Here is a 23400-nt window from a genome sequence, read left to right as displayed (position 1 = left end):
GCATCCGTGGCGCCTCGCTCCGGTGCCCATCGGTACTGTGGAGGGCATGACCGACCCGACCGGCGTACCCCTGCGCATCGTGCTGGCCGAGGACTCCGTGCTGCTCCGCGAGGGGCTCGTCCGGTTGTTCGGCGAGGCCGGGTTCGAGACGATCGCCGCCTACGGCGACGCCGAGTCGCTCCTCGCCGCACTCGAGCGCACGGCTCCGGATGTCGCGGTGCTCGACGTGCGCATGCCGCCGACGTTCCGCGACGAGGGCGTCCGCGCCGCGATCGAGATCCGGCGCCGCCTCCCACGCGTCGGGGTCCTGCTGCTCAGCCAGTACGTGGAGGGCACGTACGCGAACGAGCTGCTGTCCTCCGGTGAGGGCGGCATGGGATACCTCCTGAAGGATCGCGTCGCGTCGCTCGACGAGTTGCAGGACGCCGTCGAGCGCGTCAGCCAGGGCGGCACCGTCCTCGATCCGCAGGTCGTGCGCGAACTCCTCGGGCGCCGGAGCGATCCGCTCGCCTCGCTCACGCCGCGCGAGCGCGAGGTCATGGCGCTCATGGCCGAGGGCCGCACGAACGCCGGCATCGCGAAGCAGCTCTTCATCGGCGTCGGGGCCGTCGAGAAGAACGTGACCTCCATCTTCCAGAAGCTCGCGCTCGAGGACTCGGGCACCGATCACCGTCGTGTGCTCGCGGTGCTCGCCTGGCTGCAGCGCTGACGCCGACCGCCGGGACGCCGACCACGCCGACGCCGACCGCCCGGGACGCCGACCGCCGGGACGCCGACCGCGCCGACGCCGACCGCGCCGATCCCGTTCCGCGCCCGTCAGCCGCCGGGCTGGTCCGTCGCGCGGCGGAGTGGCTCGTGCAGGCGCAGGACCTGCCGGTACCCGCGATATCCCCACGACATCCACCCGACGAAGACGATGAGCACGACCGCGAGGCCGATGCCGATGGCGAGGCCGACGGATGCGGTGAGCGCGAAGAGGAGCGCTCCCGTGAAGAGCCCGACCAGTGCCGAGTGCACGAGGAGGATCAGCATCATGGAGCTGCCGAGGATCTGCGTCCTGGACCGGACGGCGAAGGCGTAGTAGGTGCGATCGATGCCGGTGCCGTCATCGGTGGTGCCCATCATGAAGTAGCGCTCGATGCCGGGATCGAGGTCCACGTAGGCCGCACGCAGGCGGTTCATCGCGAGCACGTAGACGAGGTCCTCGGTCGCCGTGTTGAACACGCGGATCTGGGTGATGAGCCCGAGGAGCACGAGCAGGAACAGGACGCCGAGCGCGGCGACGCCGAACCATCCGCTGAACGCGGTCGCATTGCCGAGCACGCCGAGCGTGACCAGGCCGGCGGAGACGAGCGTCAGGAAGATCGCGATGCGCGTGAGCACCTCGCTCTGCGTGGTCGAGCGGGACGCCAGCAGGCTCCAGTGCTCGGTCGCGAGCATCTGGGCCCTCAACGACTTCTGCGCATCCGTGAGGGGCGGGCGCGATGGTTCCGCGCCGCCCGGCGGTTCGGGAGACGGCTCGGGCCCGGGTGCATCGGCCGGCATACCGGTCATTCTGCACCCGGGCCCGTCAGCCCGTCACCTCTTCGAGGCGATCACTTCACGGCGACGTGCGAGGTGAGGAACCAGCGGTCCTTGTCGAGGCCGCGACGGATCTCGATGGCGACGTCCTGGCTGGCGGGGTCGAGCTCCGCGAGGCCCTCGATGGCGGCGTTCACGCGCTGCGTGGCGAGGTCGATCTGCGCCACCACGTCGGCGATGGCCTCGTCGTAGGGGAGGAATCCGAGCTTGGGGTTCGCAGCCCCGCTCTTCGCGGCGACGGTCGAGAGGCGACCGTCGATCGGCAGGCCCAGCGCGACCACGCGCTCGGCGGCGGTGTCCGACCAGTCCTGGGCGTGCTCCACGACGGTGTCGATGAGCTCGTGCACGGCGATGAAGTTCGCTCCGCGGACGTGCCAGTGCGCCTGCTTGCCGTTCACGGCGAGTGCGACGAGCTCGTGCACGATCGGCGTGAGGTACTGCGCCACACCCGTGGCCACATCGGCCGTCGAACCGGTCTGCGGTGCGGTCTGGATGTCGGTCATCTGGTCCACCTTCCCTGAAGCTTCTGTACGTCTGTCAGGTGCAACGCTACGCGGCATCCCCAGTATTTCAAGGAAGGGAAGGCTGGGCTGAGGTGGGCCGGGTCAGTCGGCTGGACGAGCGGATGCGGCATCCGCTCGTCCCGTCGGTTCATCGAGTCAGGCCCGCGCGCGCAACTCGCGACGCCCGACGGCGACGCTCGCCGCCACGCCCAGGATGCCTCCGAGGGCGATGATCGCGCCGGCACCGAGGGTGAGGGCATCAGGAGCGACGATCGACTGGCCCCGAAGCGCCTGCCAGGTCACGACTGCCACCACGGATGCGAGCATCGCCGTGATCGTCCAGACGAGGCCCACCCGGGTGCTGATACTGCGCAGAACGAGGACGCGACGGGACGCGAACTCGAGGAGCAGGAGCGCCAGCGGGATCAGTTGGAGCGCGTGCATCCCCACGAAGTGGGGGATCCGAAGGTCGCCGTGCTCGGTCGACCAGTTCAGGATCGCGATGCCCGGGCCGCCGTCGACGGCGCCGACGGTGTGGGCGCCGATGATGTCGCCGTCGGTCGCCAGTTGCGCGGCCGTCGGCATGGTCATGAGGAAGCCCAGCGCGAGCCCGACCAGGCTGAGGAGCGACCCCGCGCGAATCGCCAGCGTGCGGGCCCGATCCGGCCCGGGCGTGAACCAGAGCAGGATCGCGGCGACGAGGGTCGCGAGCCAGAGCACGACGATCGCGGTGCCCATGATCGACCAGAGCGTCTCATCGAATGCGCTGCCGTTGTTGAAGTGGCTGCGATGGCCGCGCAGGACCTGCAGGACGAGGATCGCGAGTTCGAGCAGGAGCGTGACGGAGATCACGGTGCCGGCCCACCAGGCTGTTCGCCGGAAGCGGCGCAGCTGTCCGATCAGCCACGCCCAGGTGACCGCGTAGATGAGGATCGAGACGCCGAACTTGAGCGGCTTCGCCCAGATCGGCGCGCCGACGAGCTCGCGCTGGTCCACGAGCAGCCCGACGAGGGACATGAGCGCCACGAGGGCGCTGGCGGCTGCCAGGACCATGAGCGGCCGATGCCAGCGGATCGCCTGCGGAGCCCGGAGTATGGAACCGGGCCGGTCCTGATCGGTGACGATGGACATGGTGTGTTCCCCCTGACGCGCCCGGATGTCGGGGCACAGGGAGACGGTATGGACGGGGCACGGCTGCCGTCAGGCGGGTCGCCCCCGTGATGGGCGGGGGAGAACCCCCCGAAACGCGACAGCGACGGAGGGCCCAGGCGTCAGACGAGCGAAGCCCCGGCCGAGATGCTCGGACCAGGGCTCCAGATGGAGGGGATGACGGGAATCGAACCCGCGTGATCAGTTTGGAAGACTGAGGCTCTACCATTGAGCTACATCCCCGTGACCCGCTCGCGGGCACCAGATCATCGTAGTACACGCGGCGGCCCGGTTCGTGCAGCAGCGGGCCTCAGCGCATGGACGCGACCGACCTGAAGGCGCTGCGGGCGAGCCGCATCTGCCGTTCGTAGGTCGCCGCGAGCACGACGAGCACGACGCCCGCGATGCCGAGCCACAGCCACCACCACACGGCCTCGTAGAGCACCGTGATGGCCGGCCACAGTTGCACGACGGCATGGATCAGCAGCACGCCGCCGCCGAGCACGAACGGGGCCTGAAGTCGTCGCTGCACCCCGACGAGCAGGATGGCGAGCGAGGCGACGCCCAGCGCGATGACGCGCCACAGCTGCGCGTCGGTGAAGTCGGCCCCGAGCGCGGGAAGCAGCAGCACCGCGAGGCCCGGCCCCAGGCTCGGCCAGGTGCCGATCGGCCCTCGGGTCATGGTGATCGCACCGGCGGCGACGAGCGCGAGCCCGATCGGGACCGTGACCACGTCGAACGGGTCGACGTTGCCGCTCGCGAGGGCGAAGAGCCCACCGACGACGAGGGCGCCGCGTGTCGTCCAACCGAACACCGGCCCGGCGAACGGGCGACCGCGCATCGCGGTGCTCGCCACCATCGCCGCGCCCAGGAGGGTGACGAGCACCCCGGCCCGCAGCGTCGCGGCATCGCCCAGCACGATCGCGGCGATGGTCGGGACCACGCCGGCCATGACGGATGCCGCCGCGAGCCACTCGGCGACGATCGCGGGTCGCGAGGCCGTCCTCGCCCAGGCGATGGCGACCGCGAAGCCGCAGGCCGTGGCGAGGAGCGGCCAGAACTCGATCGGCAGGGGGCTCTCCTCGCCGACGGCGACCGCCGTCCCACGGACGGCGGCACCCAGGGACGCTGCCGTCCAACCGGTCCAGACGGCGAGCAGCCGGGCTGGAACGCCGCGACTCGACTCCGGCAGGAACATCGCCGCGAGCATCACGATGGCGCCGCCGGTGACGAGGACGAGCGTGCGCACGTCCGAGTCGGAGGTCGAGCCGATGCTCGGCAGCACGGCGACCGCGGCTGCGGCCGTGAAGAGCAGCGTGCGGCCCTGCGACGTGCCGGATGCGGCGGCCGGCGTGCGCCGCCAGGTGATGAGGACCGCGGACGCGGCCAGGAGGGCCGCGAGCGGCAGCGTGTAGGCCTCGACGTCGTCGACCCCGTTGCCGGCGAGCCAGGCGAAGACGGATGCGATGGCCAGGCCCGCGCTCAGCCACGACAGGTGACGCGTCGGAGCGCTGCCGGCGATCGGGTCGCCTGCGACGGCGCAGAGCACGATCGGCACCGGGCTGAGTACTGCGAGGATCAGCCAGGGCTCGGCCGGCGTCACGATCGCCGACACGAGTGCGGACAGCGCGACCACGATCGTTGCGAAGATCCAGGTTGCGGCCGCCCCGTCCGGGTCGGGACGGGCGCGCACGTGGGCCGCTCCGGCCGCGACGAGCGCGACGCCGGCCAGCACGTACCCGACGGAGACCGGATCGAGCAGGACGACGGCGAGGGTGCCTGCGGCTGTCGCGGAGGCGAGCGGCACGAGAGCGCCGAAGACCGCCCGGAACGCCTGCGGCATGGTGCGCCGGAGCCATGGGATGCCTGCCACGGCGAGTGCAGCCGCCGGGAGCCAGTCGACGGCGTCGGACCAGCCACCGGTCAGGATGGCGGCCATCGAGAGCATCGCCGCGGCGAGCATCGGAACGGCGAACGCGATCCGGTCGCCCATGGTTCCGATCGGGACCAGTGACGCGAGCGCGACGAGCACCGCCGCACCCGTGCCGAGGACGACCCAGCCGGCCGAGGGAGGCGTCTGGAGCACCGCGCCGATGGCGGCGAGCCATGGCGTGAGCGCGCCGAGCGTCGTCGCGAGCAGCACGCCCAGGACGGCGGAATGCAGGGTCCCGACGGCCTCTGCGGCCGCGCCCGGCCAGATTCTGGCCGACAGGACGCGGCCGCCGAGCACGACGAGCAGCGCGATCACCGCGACCCACACCCAGGTCGTGGCATCGGCGGAGCCGACGATCCACCCGAGCGCCGCGCCGACGACGCCCACCGAGGCGAGCACGGCGGTGACCGCGGCATCGCGTCCGCCCGGGAACCGCACGAATGCGGCGGCGAGCAGGGCGGCGACGCCGAGGCCGAGCAGCACGGCCGCCGAGCCCGCGGCGCTCGGCACCATCGCGCCGGTGAACAGGACGGTGATCGCGAAGGCACCGAGGGGGATCGAGAGCAGGGCTCCGAGTCGACCGACCAGCAGCAGCACCGCCGTCGCGCCGAGGGCGACGATGAGCGGCACCACGGCGGCGCCGACGCGCAGCGCGTCGAACGCAGGCGTGGCAGCCGGCCCCCACCACGGCGGAACCGAACCGGAGACCCGGGTGGCGATGGCGGCGATGCCGATCACGACCCCGAAGACGGCCGTCGATCCGGCCACGATGAGCCCGGCACCGAGCGCCCATGATGCGGCCCGCCGGGGCGTGCGTCGACCGACCAGGGCCGCGAGCAGGCAGGCGACGAGCCCGGTCGCGGCCGGGGCCAGCCAGATCGCGGTCTCGGAATCGAGCTCGGTGAAGACAGAGACGGCCGGCGCGAGCGCGAGCGAGAGCCCGACGGCGACGGCCGCGGCATCCGACCAGGCCGCCTGGGGAAGGCGGCGCACCATGACGAATGCGAGGGCCCACGCGAGGGCGCACCCGAGGAAGGTCCACGCCTGGTGCCACGCCACGTCGGGAAGGGCCGTCGCTGCGGCGGACATCGCGATGACCCCGCCCGCGTAGCCGGCAGCCACGAGGACGATGCGCTCGGTGGCACGCACCGCGATGACCGACAGCGAACCGACCACCGAGGCGGCGAGCCCGCCGGCCCAGACGCCGGTTCCGGGGTCGGCCGTGGATCCGAGCGCGAGCAGGAAGACGCCGGTCGGCACCAGGCCGGCGGCGGCCAGTCCGGAGATGCGGATGCCGCTCGCTGCCCGTGCGCCGCCCAGCAGGGCCGCGACGACGAGGAACGCGCCGCCGGTGTAGGCCGCGCCGTCGAGTCGATCGGAGCCGAAGAGACCGTTGGCCCTGACGATCCAGACGTCGAGGAGCAGCAGCACGACCGCGACGGATGCCACGCCCTCGGCCGTGCCGGGGAGCCGGCGTGCCCGCAGCAGCCAGGCGACGCCGAGCACGAGGACGCTGGACACCGCGATGATGACCGACCTGACCTCGAGGCTCGCCACGAGGTAGGCGACGAAGAGGAAGACGATCGCGGCCACCGAGATCAGCACCACGCCGAGCGTGAGGAGGAAGACCTGGACTCCGGAGCGGCGCGGGGTGGCCGCGCCCCGGTCGTCGGCGGTGCCCGGGCTCACGGCCGGAGAGGGTGCCGGCGGCGCGTCGACATGGGGCGCCCGGTGCACCTCGCCCGGCGCCGGCGCGGCTGCCGCCGTGGAACCCCCGGCTGCTCCCGGGACGGCCGCCTCCTCGTGCGCGGGCGCGCCGACCGGGGGAATCGGCATGGACACGACCGGGCGAGCCTCGGCGATGTCGGCCGGGGGGACCTCGACGGCCGCATGAACGGCCGCCCGCGCGGTCGCCTCCACGGTCGCCTGCGCCCCGTACATGCGGCGGATGAGGCCGGCGCGCCGCACGCTCTCGTCGTGGATGCCACGACCGATCGCCAGGAGTTCGACGGCCTCGGGCACGGACAGGTCGAGGCCGCACGCGCCGCACCGCGCGGACCCGAGCGCCGCGAAGCAGGAGGGGCACGACGTGGTGTCGAGGAACCGCGCGGGATCCTCCGGCCAACGGGGCAGTCCGTCGTGCACGGCGGTGGGGTCGTCGCTCATGGCTCCACCTTGGCAGGCGCGGTAGCCCGGCACGGGCAACCCTCCACAGGCGCGCCGGCCGGGCGCGGCGGCATCCGTCGGTCGGGTTCTGCTGCCGACGAAGAAACCGCCGGCGCCCGTGCAGTAGACTTTCCGGGGTCAACCCCGTGCACATGCCGTTCTCGGCGTGCCCGCACGAGGTGACTGACGAGTTGAGTCAGCGACTCGGGGCGTAGCTCAGCTTGGCTAGAGCGCCCGCTTTGGGAGCGGGAGGTCGCAGGTTCGAATCCTGTCGCCCCGACGGGTCGTGAGACTCGACACGAACTTCCACCAAACAGGAGAACTTCACATGCCGACCACTTCGGTTGAGAAGCTGAGCCCCACTCGCGCCAAGCTCACCATCTCGGTGACGCCCGAGGAGCTGAAGCCCAGCATCGCCCACGCGTACGAGCACATCGCCGAGCAGGTCAACGTGCCCGGCTTCCGCAAGGGCAAGGTGCCGCCGCCCATCATCGACCAGCGCGTCGGCAAGGGCGCCGTGCTCGAGCACGCCGTGAACGAGGGTCTCGACGGCTTCTTCCGGGCCGCGGTCAGCGAGCACGAGCTCCGTCCGCTCGGCCGCCCCGAGGCCGACATCGTCGAGTGGCCCAGCGACAAGGACTTCTCGGGCGACCTGCTGCTCGCCATCGAGGTCGACGTGCGCCCCGAGATCGAGCTGCCGGCCTACGACGGCCTCGAGCTCACGGTCGACTCGGTCGAGGTCGGCGATGACGAGGTCACCGAAGAGCTCGAGCGCCTGCGCACGCGGTTCGGCACGCTCGTCACGGTCGACCGTCCGGCCGCCAAGGGCGACTTCGTGACGCTCGACCTGGTCGCCACCATCGAGGACGTCGAGGTCGACACGGCCAACGGCATCTCCTACGAGCTCGGCTCCGGCGAGCTGCTCGAGGGCATCGACGAGGCGCTCGACTCGCTCACCGCCGGTGAGACCACGACGTTCGCGTCGAAGCTCCTGGGCGGCGAGCACGAGGGCAAGACCGCCGAGATCACCGTGACCGTCGGTGCCGTCAAGGAGCGCGAGCTCCCCGAGGCCGACGACGACTTCGCCCAGATCGCCAGCGAGTTCGACACCCTTGAGGAGCTCACCACGAGCCTCAAGGAGCAGGTCGCCCGTACCAAGTCGTTCGGCCAGGGCTCGCAGGCCCGCGACCTGCTCGTCGAGAAGCTCCTCGAGCTCGTCGACGTCCCGGTCGCCGACAGCGTCATCCAGGACGAGGTGCACCGCCACCTCGAGGGTGAGAACCGCCTCGAGGACGCCGAGCACCGCGCCGAGGTCACCGAGGCCAGCACCAAGGCCTTCCAGACCCAGATCGTGCTCGACGCGATCGCCGAGGCCGAGCAGGTCAAGGTCAGCCAGGAGGAGCTCTCGCAGTACCTCGTCCAGGGTGCGGCCCAGTACGGCATGGACCCGAACGAGTTCGTGCAGATCCTGAGCCAGCAGGGCCAGATCCCCGCCATGGTCGGCGAGGTCGCGCGCAACAAGGCGCTCGCGATCGCGCTCGGCAAGGCCAAGGTTTCGGATGCCGCCGGCAACGCCGTCGACCTCTCCGAGTTCACGGCCGTCGTGAACGACGAGGACGCCGATGAGGCTCCCGCGGCCGATGAGGCCGAGGTTCCGGCCGAGACCGAGGTCGCACCCGAGGCGGACGCCGAGGCGCCGGCGGAGGAGAAGAAGCCGGCCCGCAAGCGCGCACCGAAGAAGGCCGACGCCGAGTAGTTCGGGCGAACAGCTGGATGCAGGGCCGGGCGCATGTCGTCCGGCCCTGCGTCGTCCCATCCGCCTCGCAGCATGAGTACGGGAGCATCACGATGGATGAGTGGACTCGGCGCGTCGACGCGGTCTGGGAGCTCGCAGACGGGACGCTGACGGCGCAGGAGGTCGTCGACCGCATCGACGAGATCGCGGCGGAACGGGGAGCCGAAGATGCCCGCGCGGTCTTCGAACGTGCGGGAGCCCGGGACTACGCGGATCGCCCGGCCGAGGCGGTGCCGCTCTACGAGCGCGCCCTGCAGCTCGGCCTCGACGACGAGCACCGCCCGCAGGCCGTGATCCAGCTGGCGAGCAGCCTCCGCAACCTGGGCGACGATGCCCGGGCGCTGGCACTGCTGGAGGGCGAGCTGGCCGCGTACCCGGATGCCGCGTACCGTGACGAGGTGGCGGCGTTCCTCGCGCTCGCGCTGGTGTCGTCCGGGCACCCGGAGCGTGCGGCGTCCGTCGCCCTGCTGACCCTCGCTCCCCACCTGCGCAGGTATACGAGATCCGTCACCGCGTACGCGCGCGAGCTGGCCGGCTGATCCCGCGTCCCCGCGTGTGCCGCGCACTCGATCCGCTGTGGGCGAACCCGTCACGACGCGGCATCCGCCGAGGGCGAACAGCCGCTTCCGCGCGTGTTGCACCGGATAGATTCGACACAACGCGACAACGCAGAAGGAGCGACACATGGCCGAAGCGACACCCGGCACCGGAGTTTTCGATCGACTGCTGAAGGACCGCATCATCTGGCTCGGATCCGAGGTGCGTGACGAGAACGCCAACGAGATCGCGGCGAAACTGCTGCTGCTCGCCGCCGAGGACCCGAAGAAGGACATCTACCTCTACGTGAACTCGCCCGGTGGGTCGATCACGGCGGGCATGGCCATCTACGACACGATGCAGTTCGTCCCGAACGACATCGTGACCGTCGGCATCGGCATGGCCGCCTCGATGGGGCAGTTGCTCCTCACGGCGGGCACGAAGGGTAAGCGCTACATCACCCCGAACGCACGTGTGCTGCTGCACCAGCCGCACGGCGGCTTCGGCGGCACGGCGAGCGACATCCAGACGCAGGCCCAGCTCATCGTCTCGATGAAGAACCGGCTCGCCGAGATCACCGCGGCCCAGACGGGCAAGTCCGTCGAGCAGATCAACCTCGACGGCGACCGCGACCGCTGGTTCACCGCGCAGGAGGCACTCGAGTACGGCTTCGTCGACCACATCCGCGAATCCGCCCTCGACGTCACCGGCGGCGGCGGAACCCAGGCGTAGGCATCCGAGAGAAGAGAGAACGAGCGAATGAACATCCCCGCTTTCGGCGGCACCGCCTTCAACGGCGTCCAGGCACCGGGTTCGCGCTACATCCTGCCGAGCTTCGAGGAGCGCACGGCCTACGGGTACAAGCGCCAGGACCCCTACGCGAAGCTGTTCGAGGATCGCATCATCTTCCTCGGCGTGCAGGTCGACGACGCGTCCGCCGATGACATCATGGCCCAGCTGCTGGTGCTCGAGTCGATGGACCCCGACCGCGACATCATCATGTACATCAACTCGCCCGGCGGCTCGTTCACGGCCATGACGGCGATCTACGACACGATGCAGTACATCCGCCCCGAGGTCATGACGGTCGTGCTCGGACAGGCGGCCTCGGCGGCGGCGGTGCTCGCGGCCGCCGGCACGCCCGGCAAGCGTCTCGCCCTCCCGAACGCGCGCGTCCTGATCCACCAGCCCGCGATGGGCGAGGCCGGTCACGGCCAGGCGTCCGACATCGAGATCCAGGCGGCCGAGATCCTGCGCATGCGCTCGTGGCTCGAGGAGACGCTCTCGCGTCACTCGAACCGCACGCCCGAGCAGGTCAACCTCGACATCGACCGCGACAAGATCCTCTCGGCCCGCGAGGCCCATGAGTACGGTCTCATCGACCAGGTCCTCACCTCGCGCAAGGCCCTCCCGGCCATCACGAGCTGATCGACCGAGTCGCATGACGGATGCCCCGGCGGATTCGCCGGGGCATCCGTCATGTCCGGGCCGTGAAACCCTCTCGGGCGTTCGCCGCGCGCGAACCCGGGCGATGCGCAATCCGGGCGAGTCTGGCCGTCGGGCGCCGATCTCGGGCTAGGCTCGGAACAGACTCGTCGACAGGGAGGGTTCGATGGCACGCATCGGGGAGAGCGCCGATCTGCTCAAGTGCTCGTTCTGCGGAAAGAGCCAGAAGCAGGTCCAGCAGCTCATCGCCGGACCCGGCGTCTACATCTGCGATGAGTGCGTCGAGCTCTGCAACGAGATCATCGAGGAGCGCCTGGCCGAAGCCGGCGAGACCTCGACGGGGGAGTTCGAGCTTCCCAAGCCGAAGGAGATCTTCGCGTTCCTCGAGGAGTACGTCATCGGCCAGGAGGGCGCCAAGAAGGCGCTCGCGGTCGCGGTGTACAACCACTACAAGCGCGTCCGTGCCAAGACGACGCTCACGACGGCCGACCGCCCGCACGACGACGTCGAGATCGCCAAGTCGAACATCCTGCTCATCGGGCCGACGGGCTGCGGCAAGACCTACCTCGCGCAGACCCTCGCGAAGCAGCTGAACGTGCCGTTCGCCGTGGCCGACGCGACGGCGCTGACCGAGGCGGGCTACGTCGGCGAGGACGTCGAGAACATCCTCCTCAAGCTGATCCAGGCCGCCGACTACGACGTCAAGCGGGCCGAGACCGGCATCATCTACATCGACGAGGTCGACAAGATCGCCCGCAAGGCCGAGAACCCGTCGATCACCCGTGACGTGTCCGGCGAGGGCGTGCAGCAGGCCCTGCTCAAGATCCTCGAGGGCACGGTGGCCTCGGTGCCGCCGCAGGGCGGGCGCAAGCACCCGCACCAGGAGTTCATCCAGATCGACACGACCAACGTGCTGTTCATCGTGGCGGGTGCCTTCTCCGGACTCGAGAGCATCATCTCCTCGCGTGCGGGCAAGCGCGGCATCGGCTTCGGCGCTCCGCTGCACAACAAGGAGAGCGACGCGCAGCTGTTCAGCGAGGTCCTCCCCGAAGACCTGCACAAGTTCGGCCTGATCCCCGAGTTCATCGGGCGACTGCCGGTCGTGGCGACCGTGACCCCGCTCGACCGCGAGGCGCTCATGGAGATCCTCACGGTGCCGAAGAACGCCCTCGTGCGCCAGTACCAGCGCATGTTCGAGCTCGACGGCGTCGAGCTCGACTTCGAGGAGGCGGCGCTGCAGGCGATCGCCGACCTGGCCGTGCTGCGCCAGACCGGCGCACGTGGCCTGCGCGCCATCATGGAGGAGGTGCTCGGGCCGATCATGTTCGAGGTGCCGTCGTCCACCGGCGTCGCCCGGGTCGTCGTGACCAGGGCTGCGGTGCTCGACAACGCCGCGCCGACGATCGTGCCCCACAAGTCGCGCCGCGCCGAGAAGTCCGCCTAACCCCGCACGGCCATCTTCCACACGGTCATCGCGGGCGTCATCGCCGCAATCACGGGCTTCGCCAGTTCCTTCGCACTCGTCATCGCCGGCTTCGCCGCGGTCGGTGCCACCGACCAGCAGGCGGCATCCGGCCTCTTCGCGCTCTGCATCGCGACCGGCGTGACCTGCATCCTCCTGCCGGTCCTGCTCCGCATCCCGGTGTCGTTCGCCTGGTCGACGCCCGGCGCGGCGCTGCTCGTCTCCGCCGCGGCGACGACCCAGCAGTTCGGTGCCGCGGTCGGGGCGTTCCTCGTATGCGGCGCGCTCATCGTGATCGCCGGGCTCTGGCCCGCATTCGGACGCCTGATCACGTCGATCCCGCGCCCGATCGCGAGCGCGATGCTCGCCGGCATCCTGTTCCCGATCTGCATCGCACCGGTCACCGCGGCCGTCGAGCAGCCGGCCATCGCGATCCCCATGGTGCTGGTGTGGCTGCTCCTCGCACGGCTCGCCCCGCGGTGGGCCGTGCCCGCCGCGATGGCGGTCGCCGTGGTCGGCATCGCGATCCTCGCGGGCCCCTCGGTCCTCGAGGCATCCGCAGTGCTGCCGTCCCTCGAGTTCGTGCCGCCCGTCTTCGATCCGGCCGTCATCGTCGGTCTCGGCCTGCCGTTGTTCGTCGTGACCATGGCCGGCCAGAACGTGCCGGGGTTCGCCGTGATGAAGACGTTCGGCTACGACATGCCACCGAGGCCGGTGCTCGTCACCTCGGGTGCCGCGACCGTCGGGTCGGCCTTCTTCGGCGGCCACGCGATCAACCTCGCGGCCATCACGGCGGCCATCATGGCGGGTCCAGAGTCCAACCCCGATCCGGCACGGCGGTGGGTCGCGACAGTCTCGGCAGGCGTCTCCTACCTCGTCCTCGGCGTTGGGGCCGGGCTCGCGGCGGCGATCGTCCGCGCGTCGCCGCCGATCATCATCACCGCGGTCGCCGGATTGGCGCTGCTCGGGGCACTCGTCGCCTCCGTCACGGCGGCGCTCGAGGAGGCACCGTCGCGCATCCCCGCCATCAGCACGTTCCTAGTCACCGCCTCGGGCATCGCGGTTGCGGGCATCGGCTCGGCGTTCTGGGGACTCGTGGTCGGCGGACTCATGCTCGTCTGGCTACGGCCGCGCGTTCCTCGCTCCTGACGGGCGGATGCGGCGCGACATGGCCGCCGAGTGCGATCATCCCACCCGGCGCGGCTCGCCGACGGTCAGGCGAGGTCGTCGTCGGTGCGCGCGCCGAAGACGATCTCGTCCCAGCTGGGCATCGACGCACGGCCCTTCTTGGGTGCACGATTCGACGAGTTCTGGCCCTGGTTCGAGTTGGCCGACGCCTTGCCGCCCCAGAGCGACCTGCTCGGGTTGGTCGGACGCTCCTCGCGGTCGCCCTCATCGTCAGCCGCCTGCGGCTTCTCTGCGACGGGCTCGGGCAGCGACAGCTCGGGCTGACCGGACTCACCGGTGGAGGATTCACGCTCACCACGGCGGCGACGCAGCGCCTCCAGCAGGTCGGCGGTCTCGCCCATGGCCTGAGCGGGTTCGTCGGCGCGCTTGATCGCCGCTCGGGAGACGGCAGGGCTCGACACCGACGGCGTCGAGCGGGCGTAGGGGAGCGGTTCGAGATGAGGCGCGGTGTCGGCCACCGAATCGGCCGGCTCCTCGAAGGTGAAGGCGCCGCTGTCGAACCGGGACTCCTCGGAATCGGGTCCGACGGCTCGCAGTCGCGGCATGAGCCCGCCCTTGATCTCGCCCTGCTGCGACAGGGTCGTCGCCTCGGAGTTGAGCGGCTGCAGCGACTGCTTGCGCGGTTCGAATCCCCACCGCGCGTCGTGGTCGATCGCGTCGGCGGTGAACTCGAGCTTGACGATCCAGCCGCGCTCCTCGTCCTTCCAGCTCGCCCAGCGTTCGCCCTCGGCACCGAGCTTGGCGAGCCGGTCGCGGATCGCCAGTCCGAACGTCACGGGCTCGTCGCCGTCGGTCTCGACGACCGCGTGCACGGGCACGGCCAGCGCGCTCGTGACGACGTGCTCGCGCTCGGCGACCACGGGGCCCTCGAACCGGCGCACGTACTCCACGGAGGCGCCGGTGACCTGGGCGACCTCCTCGGAGGACAGTCCGGAGCGGATGAGCGCCTGGATCTCGCGCGGAGACGGTTTGGGGCCGGCATGGACTTCGGGCTGCGCCTGACGGATGCGCGACTGCAGCACCTCGTCGATCTCGATCCGGAATCGCGCGCCATCGTCGGATGCGGCCAGCAGTGCGCCGTTCTCGACTCCGATTACTTTGAGTTCCTGCATCTCGACAAGCCCTTCCGTGCCTCTGTCTCCGCCCAAGGATGCCACGTCGGATGCCGCGACTCTGGGAATACTCCGGGCGCGCCGGAAGTTGAGAGGGGCAAATGGTAGACCAGCTCGAATGGTTTGCCAATGGCGATGATTTGATGCAGACTATGGCCGCCGAATCTTCGGCGCTGACGAAATGGATGGGAATGGCAACGGATTACGACGCACCACGGAAGACCGAGGACGACTCCGAGTCGATCGAGGCCCTCAAGGAGCGCGTGCCCGACAAGATGTCGGGTGTTGTGGATGTCGAAGACGCCGACAACCCCGGTGGGTTCGACCTGCCCGGTGCCGACCTCTCGGACGTCGAACTCGACGTCGTCGTGCTGCCCCCGCAGGCTGACGAATTCACGTGTGTGAACTGCTTCCTCGTGAAGCACCGATCGCAGATCGACCACGAGTCAAAGCTCGGTCCGATCTGCCTGGAGTGCGCCGCCTAACGGGCGCCCTCCCCGAGCTCCGGCCGCCGCGATCCATTGATCGCGGCGGCCAATTCGTTTGCCCGGCGGCTGGACACGAGCCAGTAGGGCACCGGATCGGCATCATCGACGATCGGGATCCGCACGACGGGCTTCACCCATCCGCGGATCACGAGGTACGCACGGGCGTCGAGCCCGACGCCCGTCTCCCGCCGCGCGTCGGCGTCGTAGGCGGCGACCGCCTGCCCGGTGTGCTCGACGGAGATCTCGGCGCGCCCTGCGCGCAGCATCCCGTCGTGGATCTCGATCGTCGGCGACGTCAGTGTCAAGGCGCCCGCGGTGGCGCCGTAGAGGACGACCCCGGTGACGATCCCCGCGGTCAGCGACACCGGCGCCAGCGTGAGGATGCTGGCCGGGATCAGGAGCAGGGGAGCGATGTAGATCCACGCACTGGGCCACAGGCGTTCACGGTAGTCGGGCATGGCTCTATTCGATCAGACTTCTGCATTACCCTCGAACGGTGACCGATTCCGTCGAGGTGCTCATCACCGCTGACCGCGTCCCCTCGTACGCCCACGCCGGCGACGCCGGGGCCGACCTCCACGCAGCCGAGGCCGTGGTGCTCGAGCCGGGGGAGCGGGCCACCGTCGCCACCGGCGTCGCGATCGCACTGCCCGACGGGTACGTCGGGTTCGTCGTGCCGCGTTCCGGACTCGCGTTCAAGCACGGCATCACGATCGTGAACGCGCCGGGCACCGTTGACGCGGGCTACCGCGGGGAGATCAAGGTGGCGCTGCTGAACACCGACTCGAGCGAGTCGTACACGATCGAGCCGGGCGATCGGATCGCCCAGCTCGTGGTCATGCCGGTGAGTCGTGCGCGATTCATCGAAGTCGAGCGGCTCCCAGGCAGCCAGCGCGGCGAGGGGGGATTCGGCTCCACCGGTTTCGGTGAGCACAAGTCAGGAGTGAACGCGTGAGCGATATCGACAACATCGACGAGATCCCCGTCGACCACCCGAAGTCGGCCCCCGACGACCGCGCCGAGGCGGGTCCGTTCGACGAGTCCGAGGCGAACCCGGTTCGTCCCTATGTCGACCTGGGCGGCGTCAAGGTGCTGCCCCGTGAAGGCCTCCATGTGCGGCTCGAGGTCGAGGAGGGCACGAAGCGCGTCGTCGCGATCGGGCTCGACTACGCCAACTCGACGCTGCAGGTGCAGCCCTTCGCCGCGCCTCGCAACAGTGGCCTCTGGCACGAGATCCGAGCGCAGATCGCCGACCAGATCGCGCGTCAGGGCGGCACCACGACGGTTCGCGACGGGGCGTTCGGCCCCGAGGTGCTCGCGCAGATCCCCGTCGCCGCAGCCGAGGGCCAGACCGGTCACCAGCGGCTCGCGCGCTTCATCGGCGTCGACGGCCCACGGTGGTTCCTCCGGGGCGTGATCGCGGGCGAGGCTGCGGTCGACCCGACCGCGGCGGCGAAGATCGAGGATCTCTTCCGCTCCATCGTGGTCGTGCGCGGCACCACCCCGATGCCTCCGCGCGACCTCATCCCGCTGCGCATGCCGACCGCGGCGCCCGGTTCCCCCACCACGTGAGCACGGCCCAGCCCGAGCCGCGCCCGGGTCCCGACGGCGAGACCGCCGCCGGCGCCGCGGATGCCGAGGCGACCTCCGGCGAGTTCGCCCGTCAGTTCGCGGCCGCGGCCGAGAAGAGCGGGCTCGGCGCGCTCGCTCGGGACGAGAAGCTGAGCGGCCGGGACCTCCTCCGCGCGGTGGGTGGCGTTCGAGGCGTGCTCGAGGCGCTCCTGCCCGGGCTCGTCTTCCTCGTCGCCTACGCGACGCTCACCAGCATCGCGGGCTGGTCGACGCAGGAGGCCCTCGTGCCCGCGCTCGGGGCATCCGTCGGCCTGGCAGTGGTGTTCACGGTCGTGCGGATCGCGACGAAGGGCCAGCCGACCCAGGCGATCGCGGGGCTGATCGGCGTGATCGCCTCGGCTGCGCTGTCGCTCTGGTCCGGCGACGCGCGCGACAACTACGTCCTGGGCTTCTACACGAACGCCGCGTACGCGCTCGCCCTGCTCGTCTCGATGCTGGTGCGATGGCCCGCCATCGGCGTGATCGTCGGATTCCTCATGGGCGACGGAACCGCCTGGCGCGCTGATCGGCGGAAGATGCGGGTCGCCCAGTTCCTGACCCTGGTCTGGATCGGCCTGTTCGTGGCACGCCTGCTGGTGCAGGTGCCGCTCTACCTCGTCGACAACGTCGCGGCCCTCGGCGTCTCGCGCTTGCTCATGGGCGTGCCTCTCTACGCCCTCGTGCTCGTCTTCACGTGGCTCGTCGTGCGGGCGGTCTACCCGTCTCCGGCACGATCGGCCGAGTGATAGAGTTATCTCGACGTCAAGATAAATTCCGCGCCCGTGCGGAGCCTGTCGGGCATCGGGACGCTTAGGTTACCCTTGCTGGATCGGTCCTGCGTCTGACGGCGAAGATGGAGTGCTGCGCGTGCGATCGCGCGGCACTCGCGAAGGAGAGGACATCGTGTCTGCAGTGAACAGTTTTGGGGCGAAGGACACGCTCCGAGTCGGCGACACCTCGTACGAGATCTATCGGCTGGACACGGTTCCCGGCCACGAGAAGCTTCCGTTCAGCCTGAAGGTGCTGCTCGAGAACCTCCTCCGCACCGAAGACGGCAAGAACGTCACGAAGCAGCAGATCGAGGCGCTCGGCTCGTGGGTGCCCACGGCCGACCCCGACACCGAGATCCAGTTCACGCCGGCGCGCGTGGTCATGCAGGACTTCACGGGCGTCCCGTGCATCGTCGACCTCGCCACCATGCGCGAGGCCGTCGTCGCCCTCGGCGGCGACCCCGACCGCATCAACCCGCTCTCGCCCGCCGAGATGGTCATCGACCACTCGGTCATCGCCGACCTCTTCGGCACCGAGAACGCCCTCGAGCGCAACGTGGAGATCGAGTACGAGCGCAACGGCGAGCGGTACCAGTTCCTCCGTTGGGGCCAGACGGCATTCGACGACTTCAAGGTCGTGCCGCCCGGCACCGGCATCGTCCACCAGGTGAACATCGAGCACCTCGCGAAGGTCATCTACGACCGCACGGTCGACGGCGTGCTCCGGGCGTACCCCGACACCTGCGTCGGCACCGACTCGCACACGACGATGGTCAACGGCCTCGGCGTCCTCGGATGGGGCGTCGGCGGCATCGAGGCCGAGGCGGCCATGCTGGGCCAGCCCGTGTCGATGCTCATCCCCAAGGTCGTCGGCTTCAAGCTCTCGGGCGAGATCCCCATGGGCGTCACCGCCACCGACGTCGTGCTCACGATCACCGACATGCTGCGCAAGCACGGCGTCGTCGGCAAGTTCGTGGAGTTCTACGGGTCGGGCGTGGCATCCGTGCCGCTCGCGAACCGCGCCACCATCGGCAACATGAGCCCCGAGTTCGGCTCGACCGCGGCGATGTTCCCGATCGACGACGTCACCATCGACTACCTGCGACTCACGGGTCGCAGCGAGGAGCAGCTCGCCCTCGTCGAGGCATACGCCAAGATCCAGAAGCTCTGGCACGACGCCGACACCGAGCCCGTGTTCAGCGAGTACATGGAACTCGACCTCGCGACCGTCGTCCCGTCGATCGCCGGACCGAAGCGCCCCCAGGACCGCATCGAGCTCTCGCACTCGAAGTCGGCGTTCGAGAGCGCGCTGCTCGACTACACGACGGTCGAGCACGACCTCGTCGACCTCGAGGGCTCGGAGTCGTTCCCCGCGTCGGATGCCCCGGGCAACTCGCCCGAGGACGAGCACTCGCAGCACCTGCACACGCACCGAAGCCACGCGCCCGCATCGGCCTCGAAGCCGACCGACGTGACGCTCTCCTCCGGTGAGAACTTCGTGCTCGACCACGGCGCGGTCGCGATCGCCGCCATCACCTCGTGCACGAACACGTCGAACCCGTCGGTCATGCTCGCGGCGGGCCTGCTCGCCCGCAACGCGGCGAAGAAGGGCCTGAAGGCCAAGCCGTGGGTCAAGACGACCCTCGCGCCCGGCTCGAAGGTCGTCACCGACTACTACGAGAAGGCCGGCCTGACCGACGACCTCGAGGCGCTCGGCTTCTACACCGTCGGCTACGGCTGCACGACCTGCATCGGCAACTCGGGCCCGCTCCTCGACGAGATCTCGGCCGCGGTCAACGACTCCGACCTCGCCGTCACCGCGGTGCTCTCGGGCAACCGCAACTTCGAGGGTCGCATCAACCCCGACGTGAAGATGAACTACCTCGCGAGCCCGCCGCTCGTCATCGCCTACGCGCTGGCCGGGTCGATGAACTTCGACTTCGAGGCCGACGCGCTCGGCACCGACCACGACGGCAACGAGGTGTACCTCAAGGACATCTGGCCCGACGCGGCAGAGGTGCAGCACACGATCGACACCTCGATCAACACGGACATGTTCGTCACGCAGTACGCGAGCGTGTTCGAGGGCGACGAGCGTTGGCGCGGGCTCGACACGCCCACCGGCTCCACGTTCGAGTGGAACGAGGCGTCGACGTACGTGCGCAAGCCCCCGTACTTCGACGGCATGACGATCGAGACCACCCCGGTCTCCGACATCACGGGCGCGCGAGTGCTCGCGAAGCTCGGCGACTCGGTCACGACCGACCACATCTCGCCGGCCGGTTCGATCAAGGCCGACAGCCCCGCGGGCCGCTACCTCACCGAGCACGGCGTCGACCGCAAGGACTTCAATTCCTACGGCTCGCGTCGAGGCAACCACGAGGTGATGATCCGCGGCACGTTCGCCAACATCCGCCTGAAGAACCAGCTCCTCGACGGCGTGGAGGGCGGCTACACCCGCGACTTCACGCAGCCCGACGCACCGCAGTCGTTCATCTACGACGCGAGCCAGAACTACCAGGCGCAGGGCACCCCGTTGGTGATCTTCGGTGGCAAGGAGTACGGCTCCGGTTCCTCGCGCGACTGGGCCGCGAAGGGCACGAGCCTCCTCGGAGTCAAGGCGGTCATCACCGAGAGCTTCGAGCGCATCCACCGCTCGAACCTCATCGGCATGGGCGTCGTGCCGCTGCAGTTCCCCGCGGGTGAGAGCTGGGCATCGCTTGGCCTCGACGGCACCGAGGTCGTCTCGATCTCCGGACTCGAGGCGCTGAACGACGGGGTCACCCCGAAGACCGTGCACGTGGTCGCTGCTCCGACCGAGCACTCGCCCGAAGGCAAGCAGACGGTCGAGTTCGATGCGGTGGTGCGCATCGACACGCCCGGTGAGGCCGACTACTACCGCAACGGCGGCATCCTCCAGTACGTGCTGCGCTCGCTCGTCTGAGCGATCCTCGCGAACGCCCGTCCACCGCGTCCGGACTCGTCCGGTTCGGGTGGGCGGGCGTTCCGCGTTCCCGGCGGCGGCGCAGTGCGCGGCCGGGTCAGCGCGACTGGCGCTTCTTGTAGGGCAGGGGCTGGCCCTTCACCTTGGGTGCCCGCCCCTTGCCCTTCGAGGCCTTCGCCTTGCCGCCGGTGTTCGCCTTCGGGGGCGCCGCTGCGGTGTCGGCCGCGGCGACCTCCTCGCGAGCCGTGACGAGGAAGCGTTCGCCGTCCGGCGTGAGTTCGACCTGGTCACCGGTGCGGATGACGAGCGAGCCGCCGACCGCGGCTTCCACCGCATCCAGCGATTCCCGAAGGACCGCGCGGGACACGCCGAGCGATGTCGCGGCGCGGCCGAGGTGCCCCTCCGACGCCACGGCGACGAACTGGCGAAGCTGGGTGGTCTCCATGTGCGCCTTCTCTCCGACCGCGCGGACGCGGTTCCCTCAAGGGTACGGTGCCGCGCGGCAGGTCTCGACCCCGTCGATCGGAGCTTCCCCTGCGCCGGAGCGGTCCGCGGACCGTGGGCCCGGTCAGCGGGGCGAGGTGGGCATGACCGCGTAGAATGACGTGATGCCTCGACTGCCCCGAAGCATGACGAAAGGTGGTTTCGATGTCCCTTCTTGAGTCGATCGGAGGTCCCCGCGACCTCGACGCTCTCTCGAAGGAGCAACTCGAACAGCTCGCCGGCGAGGTCCGCGAGCACCTGGTGCGAAATGTCGCGAAGACCGGTGGACACCTCGGACCCAACCTGGGCGTGGTCGAACTCACGATCGCGATGCATCGCGTGTTCGATTCGCCCCGTGATGCGATCGTGTTCGACACCGGCCACCAGTCGTACGTGCACAAGCTCCTGACCGGGCGTCAGGACTTCTCCACGCTCCGCCAGCAGGGCGGCCTCGCCGGCTATCCGCAGCGCGCGGAGTCCGAGCACGACATCGTCGAGAGCTCGCACGCGTCGAGTTCGCTGTCGTGGGCCGACGGCATCTCACGGGCGTTCTCGATGACGGGGCAGCAGGACCGCACCGTCGTGGCCGTCGTGGGTGACGGTGCGCTCACGGGTGGCATGACCTGGGAGGCCCTGAACAACATCAGCGACGACAACAATCGTCGACTGATCATCGTCGTGAACGACAACGGACGCTCGTACGCCCCCACGATCGGTGGCATGGCCCGCTTCCTCAACGGAGTGCGCACCCGTCGCAGCTACCGCAACCTGTACCTGACGAGTCGTCGTGCCTTCGACCGCATGGGCAGCCCGGGGCGCGCGCTCTACCGCGGCATCCGCGGCGGCACGCATGGCTTCCTCGCCCGGTTCTCGAACAACGAGGCGCTGTACTCCAACCTCGACATCAAGTACATCGGGCCGGTGCACGGCCACGACGTCACCGCGATGATCGAGGCGTTCGAGCAGGCGAAGAACTACGGTGCCCCCGTCATCGTGCATGCGATCACCGAGAAGGGTCGCGGTTACGAGCCGGCACTGAAGGACGTGGCCGACCAGTTCCACGCGGTCGGGCAGATCGATCCCGACACGGGGGAGTCGCTCGAGGCGAGCGGTGCGGCGAGCTGGACGAGCGTCTTCGGCGACAAGCTCGTGGAACTCGCCGCGGGCGACGATCGCATCGTCGGCATCACCGCGGCCATGCTCCGGCCCACCGGGTTGCACAAGATGGCGGAGCGGTTCCCCGGACGCGTCATCGACGTCGGCATCGCCGAGCAGCATGCGGCGGCATCCGCGGCCGGTCTCGCCTTCGGCGGCATGCACCCCGTGGTCGCCATCTACGCCACGTTCATCAATCGCGCCTTCGACCAGGTCCTCATGGACGTCGCACTCCACAAGGCGGGGGTCACGTTCGTGCTCGATCGGGCCGGCGTCACCGGACCCGACGGGCCGAGCCACCACGGCGTCTGGGACCTCGCGATCCTGCAGGTGGTGCCGGGAATCCGTCTCGCGGCCCCGCGGGACTCGGCGCGGCTCGAGGAGGAGCTCGCCGAGGCCATCGCGGTCGACGACGGCCCGACCGTGCTCCGCTTCCCCAAGGGCAGCGTGGGACGCTTCTACGACGCGGTGCGGCGCACCGACGACGGTGTCGACGTGCTCCGCGAGGGGGTCGGCAAGGACGTCCTCATCGTGACGGTCGGCCCGATGGCCGGCCTCGGTCTCGAGGTTGCCGAGCGACTCGCCGCACAGGGCATCGGGGCGACGGTGGTCGATCCGCGCTGGGTGGTGCCCGTGCCGCGGAGCGTGGTCGAGATGTCGGCGGAGCACCGCCTGGTCGTCTGCATCGAAGACGGCATCCGAGTCGGCGGCATCGGCACTCGCATCCGGCAGGATCTCCGCGAGGCGGACGTCGACACGGCCGTGACCGAGGTCGGGCTTCCCGACGAGTTCCTCGACCACGCGTCGCGCGCGCAGATCCTCGAACGCACCCGTCTCACGCCCCAGGACATCGCCCAGGACGTGATGGGCATGGTGCTCGGCTCGAAGCTGCCCTACGCGCGGGGTATCTCCAGCGACACCGACTCGACGGCGATCATCGCGGGCGGCGAGCGCTAGCTGTACTGACCCGGATCGTTGTTGACGTAGGAGAGACCTCCGGGGTCGAGTTGGAGCTGTCTAGTTCTTCAGCTCGAACGCACGGAGGTCTCTCTTGTCTCACGCTAATGCCCGGCTGAC

20 protein-coding genes and 2 tRNA genes are annotated in these 23400 nt (G+C 69.9%); 14 read left to right on the top strand and 8 right to left on the bottom strand.

Annotated features, from left to right (window positions below):
- Positions 1 to 46 precede the first annotated feature (46 nt).
- Positions 47 to 709, top strand: coding sequence for a response regulator transcription factor (locus GQQ95_RS18675; protein WP_157429118.1), 663 nt, complete (start codon positions 47 to 49; stop codon positions 707 to 709).
- Between the two features lie 107 nt (positions 710 to 816).
- Here the strand turns inward: GQQ95_RS18675 and GQQ95_RS18670 are convergent, their stop codons facing one another.
- The 5 genes from GQQ95_RS18670 to GQQ95_RS18650 form a co-directional block, all read right to left on the bottom strand.
- Positions 817 to 1545: a hypothetical protein gene (locus GQQ95_RS18670; RefSeq protein ID WP_246205802.1), complete on the bottom strand. Its 729-nt coding sequence runs from the start codon at positions 1543 to 1545 to the stop codon at positions 817 to 819.
- 50 nt (positions 1546 to 1595) lie between these two features.
- Positions 1596 to 2084, bottom strand: coding sequence for a Dps family protein (locus GQQ95_RS18665; protein WP_157429117.1), 489 nt, complete (start codon positions 2082 to 2084; stop codon positions 1596 to 1598).
- A gap of 156 nt (positions 2085 to 2240) precedes the next feature.
- Positions 2241 to 3215: a hypothetical protein gene (locus tag GQQ95_RS18660; RefSeq protein ID WP_157429116.1), complete on the bottom strand. Its 975-nt coding sequence runs from the start codon at positions 3213 to 3215 to the stop codon at positions 2241 to 2243.
- A gap of 187 nt (positions 3216 to 3402) precedes the next feature.
- A tRNA-Gly gene (locus GQQ95_RS18655) sits at positions 3403 to 3476 on the bottom strand.
- 67 nt (positions 3477 to 3543) lie between these two features.
- Positions 3544 to 7332, bottom strand: coding sequence for an SCO7613 C-terminal domain-containing membrane protein (locus tag GQQ95_RS18650; protein WP_157429115.1), 3789 nt, complete (start codon positions 7330 to 7332; stop codon positions 3544 to 3546).
- A 205-nt stretch (positions 7333 to 7537) separates the two neighbouring features.
- Between GQQ95_RS18650 and GQQ95_RS18645 the strand changes: the two genes are divergently transcribed.
- The 7 genes from GQQ95_RS18645 to GQQ95_RS18615 all read left to right on the top strand — a co-directional run bounded on the left by GQQ95_RS18645 (position 7538) and on the right by GQQ95_RS18615 (position 13721).
- A tRNA-Pro gene (locus tag GQQ95_RS18645) sits at positions 7538 to 7612 on the top strand.
- Positions 7613 to 7660: 48 nt separating this feature from the next.
- Complete coding sequence (gene tig, locus GQQ95_RS18640; RefSeq protein ID WP_157429114.1) at positions 7661 to 9088, top strand: trigger factor; 1428 nt, start codon at positions 7661 to 7663, stop codon at positions 9086 to 9088.
- 92 nt (positions 9089 to 9180) lie between these two features.
- A complete protein-coding gene (locus GQQ95_RS18635; RefSeq protein WP_157429113.1) occupies positions 9181 to 9666 on the top strand; it encodes a tetratricopeptide repeat protein in 486 nt (161 codons plus the stop codon).
- 109 nt (positions 9667 to 9775) lie between these two features.
- Positions 9776 to 10396, top strand: coding sequence for an ATP-dependent Clp protease proteolytic subunit (locus GQQ95_RS18630; RefSeq protein WP_281352041.1), 621 nt, complete (start codon positions 9776 to 9778; stop codon positions 10394 to 10396).
- A 27-nt stretch (positions 10397 to 10423) separates the two neighbouring features.
- Positions 10424 to 11092, top strand: a complete 669-nt coding sequence (locus tag GQQ95_RS18625) for an ATP-dependent Clp protease proteolytic subunit (RefSeq protein ID WP_157429111.1) — start codon at positions 10424 to 10426, stop codon at positions 11090 to 11092.
- A gap of 184 nt (positions 11093 to 11276) precedes the next feature.
- Complete coding sequence (clpX, locus tag GQQ95_RS18620) at positions 11277 to 12554, top strand: ATP-dependent Clp protease ATP-binding subunit ClpX (protein ID WP_157429110.1); 1278 nt, start codon at positions 11277 to 11279, stop codon at positions 12552 to 12554.
- A gap of 12 nt (positions 12555 to 12566) precedes the next feature.
- On the top strand, positions 12567 to 13721 hold the full coding sequence (locus GQQ95_RS18615) for a benzoate/H(+) symporter BenE family transporter (protein WP_157429109.1): 1155 nt from the start codon (positions 12567 to 12569) through the stop codon (positions 13719 to 13721).
- 65 nt (positions 13722 to 13786) lie between these two features.
- Here the strand turns inward: GQQ95_RS18615 and sepH are convergent, their stop codons facing one another.
- Positions 13787 to 14872: a septation protein SepH gene (sepH, locus tag GQQ95_RS18610; protein WP_157429108.1), complete on the bottom strand. Its 1086-nt coding sequence runs from the start codon at positions 14870 to 14872 to the stop codon at positions 13787 to 13789.
- 191 nt (positions 14873 to 15063) lie between these two features.
- Here sepH and GQQ95_RS18605 point away from each other — a divergent pair, with 191 nt between their 5' ends.
- Positions 15064 to 15357, top strand: coding sequence for a DUF4193 domain-containing protein (locus tag GQQ95_RS18605; protein ID WP_092965404.1), 294 nt, complete (start codon positions 15064 to 15066; stop codon positions 15355 to 15357).
- Here the strand turns inward: GQQ95_RS18605 and GQQ95_RS18600 are convergent.
- Positions 15354 to 15818 (bottom strand): DUF3093 domain-containing protein, encoded by a 465-nt coding sequence (locus GQQ95_RS18600; protein WP_157429107.1) that lies wholly within the window; start codon positions 15816 to 15818, stop codon positions 15354 to 15356. The two genes, GQQ95_RS18605 and GQQ95_RS18600, sit on opposite strands and share 4 nt — an antisense overlap.
- 38 nt (positions 15819 to 15856) lie before the next feature.
- Between GQQ95_RS18600 and dut the strand changes: the two genes are divergently transcribed.
- The 4 genes from dut (at position 15857) to acnA (ending at position 20685) form a co-directional block, all read left to right on the top strand.
- Positions 15857 to 16315 carry a dUTP diphosphatase gene (gene dut / locus GQQ95_RS18595; protein WP_157429106.1) on the top strand — a complete coding sequence of 153 codons (459 nt, stop codon included), beginning with the start codon at positions 15857 to 15859 and terminating at the stop codon, positions 16313 to 16315.
- The gene (locus GQQ95_RS18590) at positions 16312 to 16932 is read left to right on the top strand and encodes a DUF3710 domain-containing protein (protein WP_157429105.1); all 621 of its coding nucleotides are present in this window, start codon (positions 16312 to 16314) and stop codon (positions 16930 to 16932) included. Before dut ends, GQQ95_RS18590 begins: the two co-directional genes overlap by 4 nt.
- On the top strand, positions 16929 to 17717 hold the full coding sequence (locus GQQ95_RS18585) for a DUF3159 domain-containing protein (RefSeq protein WP_157429104.1): 789 nt from the start codon (positions 16929 to 16931) through the stop codon (positions 17715 to 17717). Before GQQ95_RS18590 ends, GQQ95_RS18585 begins: the two co-directional genes overlap by 4 nt.
- A 157-nt stretch (positions 17718 to 17874) precedes the next feature.
- Positions 17875 to 20685 (top strand): aconitate hydratase AcnA, encoded by a 2811-nt coding sequence (acnA, locus tag GQQ95_RS18580; RefSeq protein ID WP_157429103.1) that lies wholly within the window; start codon positions 17875 to 17877, stop codon positions 20683 to 20685.
- A gap of 97 nt (positions 20686 to 20782) precedes the next feature.
- On the opposite strand, the gene GQQ95_RS18575 is transcribed toward acnA, so the two are convergent.
- Positions 20783 to 21130 (bottom strand): LysR family transcriptional regulator, encoded by a 348-nt coding sequence (locus tag GQQ95_RS18575; protein WP_157429102.1) that lies wholly within the window; start codon positions 21128 to 21130, stop codon positions 20783 to 20785.
- A gap of 203 nt (positions 21131 to 21333) precedes the next feature.
- On the opposite strand from GQQ95_RS18575, the gene dxs reads away from it, so the two are divergent.
- Positions 21334 to 23280, top strand: a complete 1947-nt coding sequence (gene dxs / locus GQQ95_RS18570) for a 1-deoxy-D-xylulose-5-phosphate synthase (RefSeq protein WP_157429101.1) — start codon at positions 21334 to 21336, stop codon at positions 23278 to 23280.
- The last annotated feature ends 120 nt before the right edge of the window (positions 23281 to 23400 follow it).

This window comes from Agromyces salentinus (assembly GCF_009749395.1).
Classification (GTDB): domain Bacteria; phylum Actinomycetota; class Actinomycetes; order Actinomycetales; family Microbacteriaceae; genus Agromyces; species Agromyces salentinus.
This window is presented reverse-complemented; position numbering and strand designations above follow the sequence as displayed.